The sequence below is a fragment of the Janthinobacterium sp. BJB304 genome (assembly GCF_002735765.1).
In the GTDB taxonomy this organism is placed as follows: domain Bacteria; phylum Pseudomonadota; class Gammaproteobacteria; order Burkholderiales; family Burkholderiaceae_D; genus Janthinobacterium.
In genome coordinates, this window is the sequence record NZ_PDZN01000028.1 from 1 (window position 1) to 14,753 (window position 14,753).

Sequence of the window (14,753 nt, forward strand, 5' to 3'; positions counted from 1 at the left end):
ATCATTCAGACAGGGGCATCCAGTACTGCTCGACTTACTATCAAGAAATTCATCGTCGTCATGGACTGACTTGCTCCATGACCGACGGCTACGACTGCTATCAGAATGCGCTGGCCGAACGTATCAATGGCATTCTGAAAGGCGAGTTCTTGCTGAATCGACCTGCAGACCTGCAACAGGCGAGCAAAATGGTGGCGCAATCGGTGCGGATATACAACCAGGAACGACCACATCCGGCCTTGAAGTACAAAACGCCCGATGCGGTGCATCGGGCGTTTGTGCAGCAATAAATACTGTCAACCTATTTTAGGACTGGACAGGCAACGAGCCGCTCAGACGGCGGAAACGTCCAGTTCCGCGCCCGTGGCCGCCTGCACTTGCTCCTTGGTCACGCCAGGCGCCAGTTCCACCAGCTTCAAGCCGTTTTCCGTCACGTCGATGACGCCCAGGTCGCTGATGATGACGTCGACCACGCCCACGCCCGTCAGCGGCAAGTCGCATTGTTTCAGCAACTTGTGCGACGTCGTGCCATCCTTGGCCGTGGCCACGTGCTCCATCAGTACGACGACGCGCTTGACGCCGGCGACGAGGTCCATCGCGCCGCCCATGCCCTTGACCATTTTGCCTGGAATCATCCAGTTCGCCAGGTCGCCCTTTTCCGACACCTGCATGGCGCCCAGGATGGCCAGGTTGATCTTGCCGCCACGGATCATGCCGAAGGAATCGGCCGAGCTGAAGTAGGCCGCGCCCGGCAGGGCCGTGACGGTCTGCTTGCCGGCGTTGATCAGGTCGGCATCGACTTCGGCATCGAGCGGGAACGGGCCGATGCCCAGCAAGCCGTTTTCCGACTGCAAAAACACTTCGATATTGTCCGGCACATAGTTGGCCACCAGGGTCGGCAAGCCGATGCCCAGGTTCACATAAAAGCCATCCTGCAATTCTTTAGCCGCGCGCGCGGCCATTTCATCTCTTGTCCAAGCCATGATCATCTCCCAATCTTGTATTTAGTCGGCGCGCACGGTGCGCTGCTCGATGCGTTTTTCCGGGTTCGCGTTGACCACGATGCGGTGCACGAAGATGCTCGGCGTGTGGACCTGGTCCGGGTCGATCTCGCCCACTTCGACCAGTTTTTCCACTTCCACGATGGTGATCTTGCCCGCCATGGCCACGTTCGGGTTGAAATTGCGCGCCGTCTTGCGGTAGATCAGGTTGCCGGCGCGGTCGGCCATGTAGGCTTTGACCAGGGCCACGTCGGCCACGAGGCTGCGTTCCATCACGTATTGTTCGCCGTCGAATTCGCGCAGTTCCTTGCCGTCGGCAACGATGGTGCCCACGCCCGTCTTGGTGAAGAAGGCGGGGATGCCGGCGCCGCCGGCGCGCAGCTTCTCGGCCAGGGTGCCTTGCGGCGTGAATTCCAGTTCCAGCTCGCCGGCCAGGTACTGGCGCGCGAATTCCTTGTTTTCACCCACATAGGAGGCGATCATTTTCTTGATCTGGCGCGTGGTCAGCAGCTGGCCCAGGCCGAAGCCGTCCACGCCGGCGTTGTTGGAAATGGCCGTCAGGCCCGTCACGCCCGAATCGCGCAAGGCGCCGATCAGGGCTTCGGGAATGCCGCACAGGCCGAAGCCGCCGACGGCGATGGTCTGGCCATCTTGGACGATACCGGCCAGCGCCGAGGCGGCGTCAGGATAAACTTTATTCATGGGTGTCCCTCTATCTTTTGTTAAGCTTTGGTCTTGAGTCCATGACTCAGGCAGCGTCTCAGCATAAAATACGCGAGTGGAAAGTACAATACCGTAGAACTACCGGCGCCGTGCCGGCAATCCCCCTGTGAGAGTGATACGCATCAGATGAACGCCGCGTCAGCCATCGATTATGAAAGCATCTTCCTGCACGCGCCCGTGGGCATGTGCATGTCGGAAAACCGCATCATGCGCAGCTGCAACGAAGCGCTGGCGGCCATGTTCGGCTATGCGCGCGCCCAGCTCGACGACCAGTCCTTCGAAGTACTCTACCCCACGCACGACGAATTCCTGCGCACGGGTGACCGCATCATCCCCATCATGAACGCCAGGGGCCGCTATTCGGACGAGCGCATCATGCGCCGCAGCAATGGAGAATTGTTCTGGTGCCACGTGACGGGCCACGCCATGCTGCCGAATCAACCGCTGGGAGCGGGCATCTGGACGTTCGAGGATGTCAGCGAGAAACGTCCCGTGACGGCGGAACTGACCCCGCGCGAGCGCGAAATCGCCGCCCTGCTGGTGGAAGGCAAGACCAGCAAGGTCATCGCCCGCCAGATCGACCTCAGCCCCCGCACGGTGGAAATGCACCGCGCCAAGCTGATGCGCAAGTTCGCCGCCTCGACGTCGTCGGAGCTGGTGCACAAGCTGGTGGGACTGCAGCTGCAGCGCTAGGGCTGCAGCCAGGGTGACTTTTCGTTTAAAGCCAAGTAAAACCGTCGCGAGCGGCAGCGATTTGTGGTTGAGAAGCGCAACCGTGCTCTAGCACGGTGAGCATCGCAGGCCGCAAAGCGCGACGCGCAGCAGGTTTTATGGCGTTAAAAAGTACTCATGCCGCCATCGGCGGAGATAATCGCGCCATTGATGAAGTGCGAATCCTCGCCCGCCAGCAACAGCAGCAGGCCGTCGAGGTCCTCCGGCTTGCCCGGCCGTTTATTCGGCAGCATTTCGATCAGTTTCTTGCCCTGCTCGGTAGCGAAATAATCTTCATTGATCTCGGTGGAAATGTAGCCGGGGCAGATGGCGTTGGTGTTGATGCCATATTTACCCCATTCCACGGCCATGGCGCGCGTCATGTGCACCATGCCCGCCTTGCTCATGCAGTACACGCCGATCTGCGGCAACACCTGCAAGCCGGCCATCGAGGCGATATTGATGATGCGGTGCTGTTTCTTCGGGTCGCCCTTGGCGCGCGCGATCATGCGCTTGGCCGTCTGCTGGGCCACGAAGAACGAACCGCGCAGATTGGTGTCCATCACGAACGAGTAATCTTCGGGCGTGACGTCGACCAGACGTTGCGTGGTGGAGACACCTGAATTGTTGACGAGGATATCGATGGGACCCGCTTCCGTTTCCGCATGGGCGATGGCCGACTTGATGCTGGCAAAGTCGGTCACGTCGAGCGACACCACGTGCGCGGCGCCGCCGTCCGCCTCGATTTCGGCGCGCAATTCCTTCAGGCGTTCGGTGCGGCGCGACGCCAGCACGACCTGCGCGCCGGCCTGGGCCAGCACTTTCGCAAAGCGCGCGCCGAGGCCGCTCGATGCGCCGGTAATCAGGGCAATCTTGCCCTCGAAATTGACTTCTATGCCCACGAGCTACTCCTGTTTTATTTTAAACAACACTTTACGCCATGCCCATGGCAATCCGGCAAATTCCCCCGCCGCGCACTCGAGCAAAAGTAAACGCCATCATTACACAAAATGGCCGGATTTAGATTGCGGCGAGGGGCAATGTCACGCAAAATGGCGCCAAAGTTGCAATCCTCGTCAAAAACAAGCACACTCGTGCTTAAATTTCCCCGATGATGCTTTATTCCCTATCCTTGCTACCTAATTGAGTGACTATAAATCGAGACCATGACACAGCCTAATAACTTAGTTGAACAGTACGGACCGCGCGAAACCATGGAGTATGACGTGGTGATCGTCGGCGGTGGCCCCGCAGGCTTGGCCGCGGCGATCCGCCTGAAGCAGCTGGCCGCTGAAAAGAGCCAGGAAGTGTCCGTCTGCGTGCTGGAAAAAGGCGGCGAACTGGGCGCGCATATCCTGTCGGGCGCCATCATGGACCCGAAAGCGCTGACGGAATTGATTCCGAACTGGAAAGAACTGGGCGCGCCCCTGAACACGGAAGTAACGGAAGACCGCATCCTGTTCCTGACCGAAACGAAAGCGTACAAGACGCCAGGCTTCGCCGTGCCGGCCTGCTTTGAAAACCATGGCAACTACATCGTCTCCTTGGGCAATGTGGTGCGCTGGATGGGCCAGCAGGCGGAAAACCTGGGCGTGGAAATCTTCCCCGGCTTCCCTGCCGCGGAAATCCTCTACAACGACGACGGCTCCGTGAAAGGCGTGGCGACCGGCAACATGGGCGTCAAGCGCGACGGCGAGCCCGGTCCCGACTTCCAGCTGGGCATGGAATTGCACGCCAAATACACCCTGTTCGCCGAAGGCGCGCGCGGCCACCTGGGCAAGCAATTGATGGCCAAGTATGACTTGAACGCCGGCAAGGACCCGCAATCGTACGGCATCGGCATCAAGGAATTGTGGGAAATCGACCCGGCCCAGCACAAGCCGGGCCTGGTGATCCACTCGAGCGGCTGGCCGCTGGACACGAAAACCTATGGCGGCTCCTTCCTGTACCACCTGGAAAACAACCAGGTGATGGTCGGCTACGTGGTGGGCCTGAACTACGAAAACCCCTACCTGTCGCCGTACGAGGAATTCCAGCGCTATAAAACGCATCCGGAAATCCGCAAGTTCTTCGAAGGCGGCAAGCGCATCTCGTACGGCGCGCGGGCCATTGCGGCCGGCGGCCTGCAATCGCTGCCGAAGCTGGTGTTTGCCGGCGGCGCGCTGATCGGCTGCGATGCGGGCTTTTTGAACATGAGCCGCATCAAGGGCAGCCACGCGGCCATCAAGAGCGGCATGCTGGCGGCGGACGCGGCCTTCGGCGCGCTGGGCGAACAGCGCCAGCACGACGAACTGACGAGCTACCCTGTTGCGTTCGAGAAATCCTGGCTGCATGAAGAACTGCACGTGGCGCGCAACGTCAAGCCATGGCTGTCGAAAGGTTTGTACCTGGGCAGCCTGATGACGGGCATCGACCAGCTGATCTTCCGCGGCAAGGCGCCGTGGACCCTGCACCACTCGCATGGCGACCACGAATGCCTGAAACCGGCGGCCCAGTCGAAAAAGATCGTGTATCCGAAACCCGATGGCAAGCTGACCTTCGACAAGATGTCGTCTGTGTTCATCTCGAACACGAACCACGCGGAAGACCAGCCCATCCACCTGACGTTGAAGAACGCCAGCGTGCCCGTCGATGTCAACCTGGCCACGTATGCGGGTCCGGAAGCGCGTTACTGTCCCGCCGGCGTGTACGAATTCGTGAAGAACGACGACGGCGCCGAACGCCTGCAGATCAATGCGCAAAACTGCGTGCACTGTAAAACCTGCGACATCAAGGACCCGACGCAGAACATCGTGTGGGTGACACCGGAAGGCGGCGGCGGCCCGAACTATCCGAATATGTAATCGCAAGGTTCCGCAGCACCGGCTGACAATCGGCCAGAACAGCGCACTCCCATCCGGCGGTGCGCTGTTTTTTTGTCGGAAGGATCAGAATTGCCCGCACTTTGGATCAACTGCAACAGCAAGTGCGCATTCGCGCGGCGTGCGTCAACAAATTCCCCTCGGAAAGTTTCTCGCGGGCACTGTCACCAGTTACAATTCCCGTTGCTAAACATTTCTCCAGCCTCAGCCCATGCACCCAACCCTCCCTCCCGCAGTCTCCCCCGACACCGAATTACAGCAAGCCATTGCTGAACACCAGGCAGGGCGTTTTGCCGAGGCGGAAGAGATTTACCTGTCGATCCTGCAGGATCATCCCTACCATGCCATCGCCAACCACAACCTGGGCTTGCTGGCCGGACAAGTAGGCCAGCACGTGGCCAGCCTGCCGTATTTGCGCAAGGCGCTGTCCGTCGCCCCGGACGAAGGCCAGTTCTGGCTGTCCTATGCGCAGGGATTGCTGCAGGCGGGACAGCCCGACGAAGCGCTCGACATCGTCGACACCGCCATCGCCCGCGGACTGGACAATGATGCTTCGCAAGCGCTGCGCCGGCAGGCGCAGGAAGCCGTCGCGCTGGCGGCCCTGTCGCCTTCGCAGCCGGAAATGGACCAGATCGTACAACTGTACCAGGCAGGCCAGCATGCGCAGATGGAAGCGGCCTGCCGGCAATTGCTGGCAACCTATCCCGACTCGCCATTCGGCTGGAGCGTGCTGGGCACGGCCTTGCAACTGCAAGGCAAGGATGCACTCGCCACGCTGCAGCGGACGGTGGAACTGACGCCGCACGATGCGCAGGCTCATGGCCACCTGGGCAATGCCTGGCAAACGGCCGGAAAACTCGATGCAGCCCGCGAATGCTACCTGCGGGCACTGGAAATCGAGCCGGCGTTCGCCGAGGCGCACTGCAACCTGGGCAACCTGCTCCAGGCAGAAAACCGGCTGGACGAGGCCGTGGCGAGCTACCGCCGCGCCCTTGCCTTGAAGCCGGACTACGCACTGGCGGCATTTAACCTGGGCAATGCGCTGCTGCGCCAGAAACAGTTTGGCGCCGCTGCCGACAGCTTCCGCGCCGCCACCCTTGCACTGCCCGACGACGCTGAAGCGCACAACCGGCTCGGCCAGGCGCTGCACGAAAACAAAAATGTGCAGGACGCCGTGCGCAGCTTCCAGCGCGCGCTGCAGATAAAACCCGCTTACCGGGCGGCACGGAACAATCTGGTCGCCGCCTACCTGGCGCTGAAACAGTATCAGGATGTATTGACGTGCCTCAACACGGCCATGGAATCCGAACCAGATGATGAAGAATTGCATTTTCATTTAGGTAATGTCATGCGCACCATGGGCAAAAGCAAGGAGGCGCTGGCCGCGTTCCAGCGCGCCCTGGAAATCAAGCCCGACTACGCAGCGGCGGAAATCAACCTGTGCTCGCTACTCCATGCCGAAGGCCACTTGGAGCAAGCCATCGCCAGCGGCTATCGCGCGCGGACGGTGGCACCGCATATTCCGGAAAGCCACAGCGGTCTGCTGTTTTGCCTCAGCCATAGCATCGATATCGACGCCCAAAGCCTGTTTGAGGAACATTGCCGCTTCGGCGAAGCCTTCGACCGCCCGTCCACGGCCGGGACAGCGGAAGTCCACGGCTTCCACAACGACAACGATCCCGCGCGGCGCATCAGGGTCGGCTTTGTCTCGGGCGACTTCAATTCGCACGTGGTGTCCAATTTCGTCGTGCCCGTGATCGCGCACCTGAGCGCCAGCCCCGGCCTGAGCCTGTATGCCTATTACAACAATACGCTGGAAGACGCCGTCACGCAGCGCCTGCGCGGCTATTTCCCGCATTGGCAAAACATCATCGAGGTGAGCGACAGCAACTTGCAGGAAAAAATCCGCGAAGACGGCATCGACATCCTGGTCGACTTGTCCAGCCATACTGCCTTCAACCGCCTGACGGCCTTTGGCCGCAAACTGGCGCCGATTCAGGTCAGCTGGATCGCCTATCCCGGCACAACGGGCCTGAAGACCATGGATTACTACCTGACGGATCCGCAATTCGACGTCGATGAAAAGTACTTCACGGAAAAAGTCGTGCTGCTGCCCGCCAGCGTGCCCTTCCTGCCATCGTCGGACTCCCCGGAGCTGGTCCGCGCGCCAGCGCTGGGCAACGGCTACCTGACCTTCGGCAGCTTCAATCGGCTCAGCAAGCTCAACCCAGGCGTCATCGCCCGCTGGGCAAAGCTGCTGCGGGCCCTACCCGAAGCGAAAATGCATCTGGCTGCCATGCAAAAGGACAGCGACATCACCACCTTGCAAGCCTGGTTCGCGCAGGAAGGCATCGCCGCCAACCGCCTGACCTTCCACGGCCGCACCCACCTGGGCGGCTATCTGGCCCTGCACCAGCAAATCGACCTTTGCCTCGACACCTTCCCGTACACGGGCGGCACCACCACGCTGCACGCGCTGTGGATGGGCGTGCCCACGCTGACGCTCAAGGGTACAAGCGTACCGAGCCATGCCGGCGCCTGCATCTTGCAGCATGTGGGGCTCGACGCCTTCATCGCGACCGACGACGACGATTTCGTCCGGAAAGGAATATTCTTGTCTAACAACATCATGCAACTGGCCGTCCTGCGCGCAGACTTGCGCAACCGCATGCAAGAGTCTGCGCTGGCCGACTCCCGCGCCATCGCCCACAATATGGAACAGGCTTTCCGCACCATGTGGCAGCGCTGGTGCGGCGGCTTGCCGCCCGCATCGTTCGCCATTGCGCCCGACGACGCCAGCAAGCAGGCGGTGCAGTCATGAGCGACAAGAAGCCGATTTACGTCACGCAGCCGCTCATGCCAGATTTGCAAGACTTCCTGCCGTATCTGGAAGAGATCTGGGAAAATAAAATCCTCACCAACGGCGGCCCGTTCCACCAGCAACTGGAACAGGCGCTATGCGACTATCTGGGCGTCAAGCACATCTGCCTGTTTACCAATGGTACGCTGGCGCTGATCACGGCCCTGCAGGCGCTGCGCATCACCGGCGAAGTCATCACCACGCCCTATTCCTTCGTCGCTACCGCCCACTCGCTGCTGTGGAATGGCATCAAACCCATTTTTGTCGATATCGACCCGCTGAGCCTGAATATGGATCCTGCCAGGATCGAGGCAGCCATCACGCCGCACACCACAGCCATCATGCCGGTGCACTGCTATGGCCGTCCCTGCGACGTGGAACGCATCGAAAAGATCGCCGACAACTATGGCTTGAAAGTCATCTACGACGCGGCGCATGCGTTCGGCGTGCGGCACAAGGGCAGCAGCGTGCTCAATTGCGGCGACCTGTCCGTGCTGAGTTTTCACGCCACGAAGATTTTCAATACCTTTGAAGGCGGCGCGATCGTCTGCCCCGACGCCAAGACCAAGCAGCGCATCGACCATTTGAAAAATTTCGGTTTCGTCGACGAAGTGACGGTGGTGGCGCCCGGCATCAACGGCAAGATGAGCGAGATCAACGCCGCATTCGGCCTGCTGCAATTGAAGGGCATCGACGCAGCACGCCTGCAGCGGCGCTCCATCGATGCGCGCTACCGGGAACGGCTGACGGCCATCGCCGGCATCGACTGCCTGCCCGCTGGAGAGGAGGAATCGGCCAACCATTCCTACTTCCCCATTCTCATCAAGGAAGCCTACGGCACCAGCCGCGACGCACTGTTCCATCTGCTGCGGGACGAGAATATCTACGCGCGCCGCTATTTCTATCCGCTTATCAGCGACTTCCCCATGTACCGCAGCATGCCGACCGCCGCCCACAGTAATCTGCCGAACGCGCTGCAAGCATCGCGGCAAATCATCTGCCTGCCCATCTATCCCGGCCTGGGCCTCGATCAGGTCGATGCCATCTGCGCCATCGTCGAGCAGCATGCACAGGCCGGCCTGACCCCATGAATATTTCCACAGACACCGACTTTTTCGGCACCATCGACGACCATCGCTGGGCGGCACAATTTACCGTGCTGTCCTATAAAAGTGGCGGACAGACCCTGATACCGCATGGCTTTTTCCGTAACTGGCTGGGCAATGAGCCGGACTTCGGGCAATTTACCATCGGCCGCTGTTCCGGCATCGGCATCGGTTCGCAAGCCAAATACGATTCGACCGCGCAGCACCTGCAAATCGGGCGCTACGTTTCCGGCGGCGCGAATCTGCGCTTCATCCTCAACGGCCAGCACGACATGCGCACCATTTCCACGTATCTTCTGGCATTGGGCGGCATGGGCCTGGAAAACAGCCCGATTCCCCAATATGCCGATACCGTGATCAAGAACGATGTGTGGATCGGCGACGAGGCGATGATATTGGGCGGCGCGGTCATCGAGAATGGCTGCGTCATCGGTGCGCGCACGCTGGTGCCGCCCGATTTCCGCAGCGAACCCTACGGCGTTTACGCAGGGACGCCGGCGCGGCTGCTGCGCTTCCGCTTCAGCGAGGAAGTGCGCGCAGCCCTGCTGGCGCTGGCCTGGTGGGAACTGCCGCTGCGCTGGATACGCGAGAATAATGCGCATTTCCTGCAAAACATGACGGCCGACGACGGCGATGCGCTGCGCATCATTGCCGAATTGGCAGAAAGCAAGCGCCGCCACCTAGAAGCCGGTGCCGCACACCCGCACAAGGATGACCATGTCTGAACTTTTCAATCCCGGCTATTACACCGAAGAAGACTTGCGCGACGCGGGGTTTCGCAGCCTCGGCCACAACGTGCGCATTGCCAGGAACTGCACCATCATCGGCATCGAAAATATCGCGGTCGGCAACAACGTACGCATCGACGGCTACAGCACGCTGGCGGCGGCAGGCGGATATATCCACATCGGCAACTACGTGCATATCGGCGGCGGCGGCTTTCTTTCCGGCGCCGCCGGCATCACGCTGGAAGACTACGCCGGCTTGTCGCAAGGCGTGCGCCTGTACAGCAAGACCGATGACTACAGCGGTGCCAGCATGACCAACCCAACCGTGCCGGCGGAATTTACAAACTGCAAAAGTGGCACTGTCCACCTGGGCAGGCACGTCATCATCGGCTCGGGCAGCGTGGTGCTGCCCGGCGCGCAGCTTGGCGAAGGCGTCGCCGTGGGCGCGCTCAGCCTGGTCACCAAGTCCCTGCCGGCATGGGGAATCTATGCGGGCACACCGGCGAAGCGGATCAACAGCCGCGACCAGGGGCTGTTAATTGCGGAAGAGCAATTGCGCGCGCGGGATGCCGTGAAAAATAGTTAAAAATATATTTTTAGATATGGTTTCTATGACAATAAAAAATCATCGCAGGCCAGCGGTCAGATAAAAAATATTTCCATGTAGCATTTAATACATAAGCAGAAATAGCCGCCTTGTGCTTGTGAGAGCAGAAAAATACCGCGTCTCGCTGAATATATCCTACAGGAGCAATACAATGCTGAGCCTTCACACCAATAACGCATCGCTGTCCGCACAAAACTCGATCGCCAAGACCCAATCGCAACTGTCGACCTCGATGACCCGCCTGTCCACCGGCTACCGCATCAACTCGGCAATGGACGACGCTGCCGGCCTGCAGATCGCTACCCGCCTGAAAGCACAGACCAGCGGCATGACGGTCGCCATGAGCAACACGCAAAACAGCACCTCGATGCTGCAAACGGCTGAAGGCGCGTTCGGTGAAGTCACCAACATGCTGGTGCGCATGAAAGATCTGGCCACCCAAGCTGCCGATGCTTCGTCGAACACGGCCGACAAGGACGCCATGCAAGCCGAGTACGACGCACTGGGCCTGGAGTTGTCCAACGTGATGAACAACACCACGTTCGGCGGCCAAGCCCTGCTGACCGGCGGCACCATCGCCAGCGCCATGACGTTCCAGATCGGCGCCGCGAAGTCGGAAACGATGACCATCAACCTGTCCACCTCGATGGGCAGCGTCGCCACCGCACTGGGTTCGGCCACCGCCAACTTCGCCGGCACCGCCGGCGGCACCGAACTGAAAACCTTGGCCAACACGGCCATCGGCAGCCTGGTTTCGGCCATCGACAGCATCGGCGTGGTACGTTCGGCCCTGGGCGCCGCCGCCAACCGCCTCGACCACGTCAACAGCAACCTGTCGAACATCTCGACCAACACCAAGGCCGCTACCGGCCGGATCATGGACGTCGACTTCGCCACCGAAAGCTCGAACATGACCTCGTCGCAGATGCTGCTGCAAGCCGGCACCGCGATGCTGAAACAAAGCAACAGCATGTCCTCGATGGTCATGTCCTTGCTGCAATAATCACCGGCGCCTAGCGCCGCATGAAAGCCCCGGCAAGCGATTGCCGGGGCTTTTTTTCATGGCGGTGCGCCAGATAAAAATTTCCGTGTGGAATTTAATGAAAGGTGCTCCCCTGTCGCCTTGTAGGGGTGAGGGCAAGAAATTACCTGCCGCTCGACGAATTCACTTACCAGGAGCAATACAATGCTGAGCCTTCACACCAACAACGCATCGCTGTCCGCACAGAACTCGATCGCCAAAACGCAATCGCAACTGTCGACCTCGATGACCCGCCTGTCGACCGGCTACCGCATCAACTCGGCAATGGACGACGCTGCCGGCCTGCAGATCGCCACCCGCCTGAAAGCACAGACCAGCGGCATGACGGTCGCCATGAGCAACACGCAAAACAGCACCTCGATGCTGCAAACGGCTGAAGGCGCGTTCGGTGAAGTCACCAACATGCTGGTGCGCATGAAAGACCTGGCCACGCAAGCTGCCGATGCTTCGTCGAACACGGCCGACAAGGACGCCATGCAAGCCGAGTACGACGCACTGGGCCTGGAATTGTCCAACGTGATGAAAAACACCACGTTCGGCGGCCAAGCCCTGCTGACCGGCGGCACCATCGCCAGCGCCATGACGTTCCAGATCGGCGCCGCGAAATCGGAAACGATGAGCATCAACCTGTCCACCTCGATGGGCAGCGTCACCGCCGCACTGGGTTCGGCCAGCGCCAACTTCGGCGCCGCTGGCCTGGGCACCGAACTGACCGCCAGCGCCAACGCCGCCATCGGCAGCCTGGTTTCGGCCATCGACAGCATCGGCGTGGTACGTTCGGCGCTGGGCGCCGCCGCCAACCGCCTCGACCACGTCAACAGCAACCTGTCGAACATCTCGACCAACACCAAGGCCGCTACCGGCCGCATCATGGACGTCGATTTCGCCACCGAAAGCTCGAACATGACGTCGTCGCAAATGCTGCTGCAAGCCGGCACCGCGATGCTGAAACAAAGCAACAGCATGTCCTCGATGGTCATGTCCTTGCTGCAATAATCACCGGCGCCTCGCGCTGCATGAAAGCCCCGGCAAGCGATTGCCGGGGCTTTTTTTCATGGCGGCGCGCCAGATAAAAAATTTCCGTGTGGAATTTAATGAAAGGTGTTCCCCTGTCGCCTTGTAGGGGTGAGGGCAAGAAATTACCTGCCGCTCGACGAATTCACTTACCAGGAGCAATACAATGCTGAGCCTTCACACCAACAACGCATCGCTGTCCGCACAGAACTCGATCGCCAAGACCCAATCGCAACTGTCGACCTCGATGACCCGACTGTCGACCGGCTACCGCATCAACTCGGCAATGGATGACGCTGCCGGCCTGCAGATCGCCACCCGCCTGAAAGCACAGACCAGCGGCATGACGGTCGCCATGAGCAACACGCAAAACAGCACCTCGATGCTGCAAACGGCTGAAGGCGCGTTCGGTGAAGTCACCAACATGCTGGTGCGCATGAAAGATCTGGCCACGCAAGCTGCCGATGCTTCGTCGAACACGGCCGACAAAACCGCCATGCAAGCCGAATACGACGCGCTGGGCCTGGAACTGTACAACGTGATGACCAATACCACGTTCGGCGGCCAGAATTTGCTGGGCGACGGCACGACCGGCAAGGGCACCCTCTCGGAAGCCAAGATGACCTTCCAGATCGGCGCCGCCAAGTCGGAAACCATGGACTTCACCGTGCAAGCAGGCATGGTCACGCTGGACGGCGCGCTGAAGGGCCTGTCCGCCAACAACTTCAAGGCAACCAGCGCCGGCGTCGGCACGGAACTGACCGGCACGGCAAACGCCACGATCGACCTGCTGAAAAATGCCATCGACAACGTCGGCACGATCCGTTCCTCCCTGGGCGCCGCCGCCAACCGCCTCGACCACGTCAACAGCAACCTGTCGAACATCGCCACCAACACCAAAGCCGCTACCGGCCGCATCATGGACGTCGATTTCGCCACCGAAAGCTCGAACATGACGTCGTCGCAAATGCTGCTGCAAGCCGGCACCGCGATGCTGAAACAAAGCAACAGCATGTCCTCGATGGTCATGTCCTTGCTGCAATAATCTTTGCCGGGCCGCTTGCGGCCAGCAAACGAAGCCAGACTGCGGTCTGGCTTTTTTTATGTGCGAAACGTATAAATTTGACTATATTGCCTTTCGATTTAACAATACGGGCGGCGCAGTCGCCTATACAAGGTAGACCCGATTCACCCTCACCGCCCACCGGAGCCGCCTTGTGCTGAGCATTCACACCAATATCGCCGCAATGTACGCCCAAAGCGCCGCAGCCAGTGCGCAAAGCCGGCTGGCGACGTCGATGCAGCGCCTGTCCACCGGCTTTCGCATCAACTCGGCCATGGACGACGCCGCCGGCTTGCAGATCGCCACGCGCCTCAGTGCCCAGGTCAGCGGCATGACGGTGGCCATGCGCAACACGCAGAACAGCACCTCGATGCTGCAGACGGCCGAAGGCGCGTTTGGCGAAGTCACCGACATGCTGGTGCGCATGAAAGACCTGGCCACGCAGGCGGCCGACGCTTCGTCCAACCAGACCGACCGCGACGCCATGCAGTCCGAATACGATGCGCTGGGGCTCGAGCTGTACAACGTCATGACCAACACCTCCTACGGCGGCGGCCTGTTGCTGGGCAACGGCAGTGCCGGCAAGGGCACCTTGTCGGAGGCGATGGCCTTCCAGATCGGCGCCAGCAGCAACGAAACCATGCAGTTCGACGTGTCAGGCAAGATGGTCAGCCTGGACACAATACTGAAAGCCATTTCGGCCAACTTTGCCGCCAGCGGCACGGCCGGCAGCGAAATCGGCACGAATGGCAGCGCCAACAACATGATCGACCAGCTGGCGGCGGCGCTCGACCAGGTCGGCGGCGTGCGCTCGGCCCTGGGCGCGGCGGGCAACCGCCTCGACCACGTGCACAACAACCTGGCCAACATGGTCACCAATACCAAGGCTGCCATTGGCCGTATCATGGATGTCGACTACGCGGCGGAAAGCGCCAACATGGTGTCGGCACAAATGTTGCTACAGGCTAGCACGGCGATGCTCAAGCAAAGCCAGAGCATGCAGAAAATGATACTGTCCCTGTTGCAGCCATGATGGC

At 60.3% G+C, this 14,753-nt stretch carries 14 protein-coding genes; 11 read left to right on the forward strand and 3 right to left on the reverse strand.

The genetic code is table 11. The features are described from left to right. Positions 1-290: integrase core domain-containing protein (locus tag CSQ95_RS25410; RefSeq protein ID WP_143450079.1), on the forward strand; the 290-nt coding region annotated here is incomplete at its 5' end. A 42-nt stretch (positions 291-332) separates the two neighbouring features. Here the strand turns inward: CSQ95_RS25410 and CSQ95_RS25415 are convergent. Together CSQ95_RS25415 and CSQ95_RS25420 are read right to left on the reverse strand one after the other, a co-directional pair. Beyond that, entirely contained in the window at positions 333-983 is a 651-nt protein-coding gene (locus CSQ95_RS25415; protein ID WP_065306524.1) for a CoA transferase subunit B, read from the reverse strand. A 21-nt stretch (positions 984-1,004) separates the two neighbouring features. Beyond that, entirely contained in the window at positions 1,005-1,703 is a 699-nt protein-coding gene (locus tag CSQ95_RS25420; protein WP_070289089.1) for a CoA transferase subunit A, read from the reverse strand. A gap of 147 nt (positions 1,704-1,850) precedes the next feature. Here CSQ95_RS25420 and CSQ95_RS25425 point away from each other — a divergent pair, with 147 nt between their 5' ends. Beyond that, on the forward strand, positions 1,851-2,417 hold the full coding sequence (locus CSQ95_RS25425) for a LuxR C-terminal-related transcriptional regulator (RefSeq protein WP_070221561.1): 567 nt from the start codon (positions 1,851-1,853) through the stop codon (positions 2,415-2,417). A 143-nt stretch (positions 2,418-2,560) separates the two neighbouring features. Here CSQ95_RS25425 and CSQ95_RS25430 read toward each other — a convergent pair whose 3' ends face one another. Beyond that, positions 2,561-3,337, reverse strand: coding sequence for an SDR family oxidoreductase (locus CSQ95_RS25430; protein ID WP_034752351.1), 777 nt, complete (start codon positions 3,335-3,337; stop codon positions 2,561-2,563). Between the two features lie 264 nt (positions 3,338-3,601). Between CSQ95_RS25430 and CSQ95_RS25435 the strand changes: the two genes are divergently transcribed. From CSQ95_RS25435 to CSQ95_RS25475, 9 genes are all read left to right on the forward strand, one after another. Further along, positions 3,602-5,278, forward strand: a complete 1,677-nt coding sequence (locus CSQ95_RS25435) for an electron transfer flavoprotein-ubiquinone oxidoreductase (RefSeq protein WP_175444538.1) — start codon at positions 3,602-3,604, stop codon at positions 5,276-5,278. 229 nt (positions 5,279-5,507) lie between these two features. Further along, positions 5,508-8,117: a tetratricopeptide repeat protein gene (locus CSQ95_RS25440; RefSeq protein ID WP_099411522.1), complete on the forward strand. Its 2,610-nt coding sequence runs from the start codon at positions 5,508-5,510 to the stop codon at positions 8,115-8,117. Further along, positions 8,114-9,247 (forward strand): DegT/DnrJ/EryC1/StrS aminotransferase family protein, encoded by a 1,134-nt coding sequence (locus CSQ95_RS25445; protein WP_099411523.1) that lies wholly within the window; start codon positions 8,114-8,116, stop codon positions 9,245-9,247. Before CSQ95_RS25440 ends, CSQ95_RS25445 begins: the two co-directional genes overlap by 4 nt. After that, the gene (locus CSQ95_RS25450; RefSeq protein WP_099411524.1) at positions 9,244-9,987 is read left to right on the forward strand and encodes a CatB-related O-acetyltransferase; all 744 of its coding nucleotides are present in this window, start codon (positions 9,244-9,246) and stop codon (positions 9,985-9,987) included. The genes CSQ95_RS25445 and CSQ95_RS25450 overlap by 4 nt, the downstream gene beginning before the upstream one ends. Continuing rightward, on the forward strand, positions 9,980-10,576 hold the full coding sequence (locus CSQ95_RS25455) for an acyltransferase (RefSeq protein WP_099411525.1): 597 nt from the start codon (positions 9,980-9,982) through the stop codon (positions 10,574-10,576). Before CSQ95_RS25450 ends, CSQ95_RS25455 begins: the two co-directional genes overlap by 8 nt. A 172-nt stretch (positions 10,577-10,748) precedes the next feature. Continuing rightward, positions 10,749-11,600, forward strand: a complete 852-nt coding sequence (locus tag CSQ95_RS25460) for a flagellin (RefSeq protein WP_099411526.1) — start codon at positions 10,749-10,751, stop codon at positions 11,598-11,600. Positions 11,601-11,783: 183 nt separating this feature from the next. Next, positions 11,784-12,635, forward strand: coding sequence for a flagellin (locus CSQ95_RS25465; RefSeq protein ID WP_099411527.1), 852 nt, complete (start codon positions 11,784-11,786; stop codon positions 12,633-12,635). Between the two features lie 184 nt (positions 12,636-12,819). After that, entirely contained in the window at positions 12,820-13,698 is an 879-nt protein-coding gene (locus tag CSQ95_RS25470) for a flagellin (RefSeq protein ID WP_077403203.1), read from the forward strand. A 172-nt stretch (positions 13,699-13,870) separates the two neighbouring features. Then, complete coding sequence (locus tag CSQ95_RS25475; RefSeq protein ID WP_099411528.1) at positions 13,871-14,749, forward strand: flagellin; 879 nt, start codon at positions 13,871-13,873, stop codon at positions 14,747-14,749. Positions 14,750-14,753: the final 4 nt, after the last annotated feature.

Bases quoted from the DNA above. Each gene is read 5' to 3' on its own strand.
- CSQ95_RS25415 (WP_065306524.1), bottom strand. From the start codon at position 983: ATGGCTTGGACAAGAGATGAAATGGCCGCGCGCGCGGCTAAAGAATTG.
- CSQ95_RS25420 (WP_070289089.1), bottom strand. From the start codon at position 1,703: ATGAATAAAGTTTATCCTGACGCCGCCTCGGCGCTGGCCGGTATCGTC.
- CSQ95_RS25425 (WP_070221561.1), top strand. From the start codon at position 1,851: ATGAACGCCGCGTCAGCCATCGATTATGAAAGCATCTTCCTGCACGCG.
- CSQ95_RS25435 (WP_175444538.1), top strand. From the start codon at position 3,602: ATGACACAGCCTAATAACTTAGTTGAACAGTACGGACCGCGCGAAACC.
- CSQ95_RS25440 (WP_099411522.1), top strand. From the start codon at position 5,508: ATGCACCCAACCCTCCCTCCCGCAGTCTCCCCCGACACCGAATTACAG.
- CSQ95_RS25445 (WP_099411523.1), top strand. From the start codon at position 8,114: ATGAGCGACAAGAAGCCGATTTACGTCACGCAGCCGCTCATGCCAGAT.
- CSQ95_RS25450 (WP_099411524.1), top strand. From the start codon at position 9,244: ATGAATATTTCCACAGACACCGACTTTTTCGGCACCATCGACGACCAT.
- CSQ95_RS25455 (WP_099411525.1), top strand. From the start codon at position 9,980: ATGTCTGAACTTTTCAATCCCGGCTATTACACCGAAGAAGACTTGCGC.
- CSQ95_RS25460 (WP_099411526.1), top strand. From the start codon at position 10,749: ATGCTGAGCCTTCACACCAATAACGCATCGCTGTCCGCACAAAACTCG.
- CSQ95_RS25465 (WP_099411527.1), top strand. From the start codon at position 11,784: ATGCTGAGCCTTCACACCAACAACGCATCGCTGTCCGCACAGAACTCG.
- CSQ95_RS25470 (WP_077403203.1), top strand. From the start codon at position 12,820: ATGCTGAGCCTTCACACCAACAACGCATCGCTGTCCGCACAGAACTCG.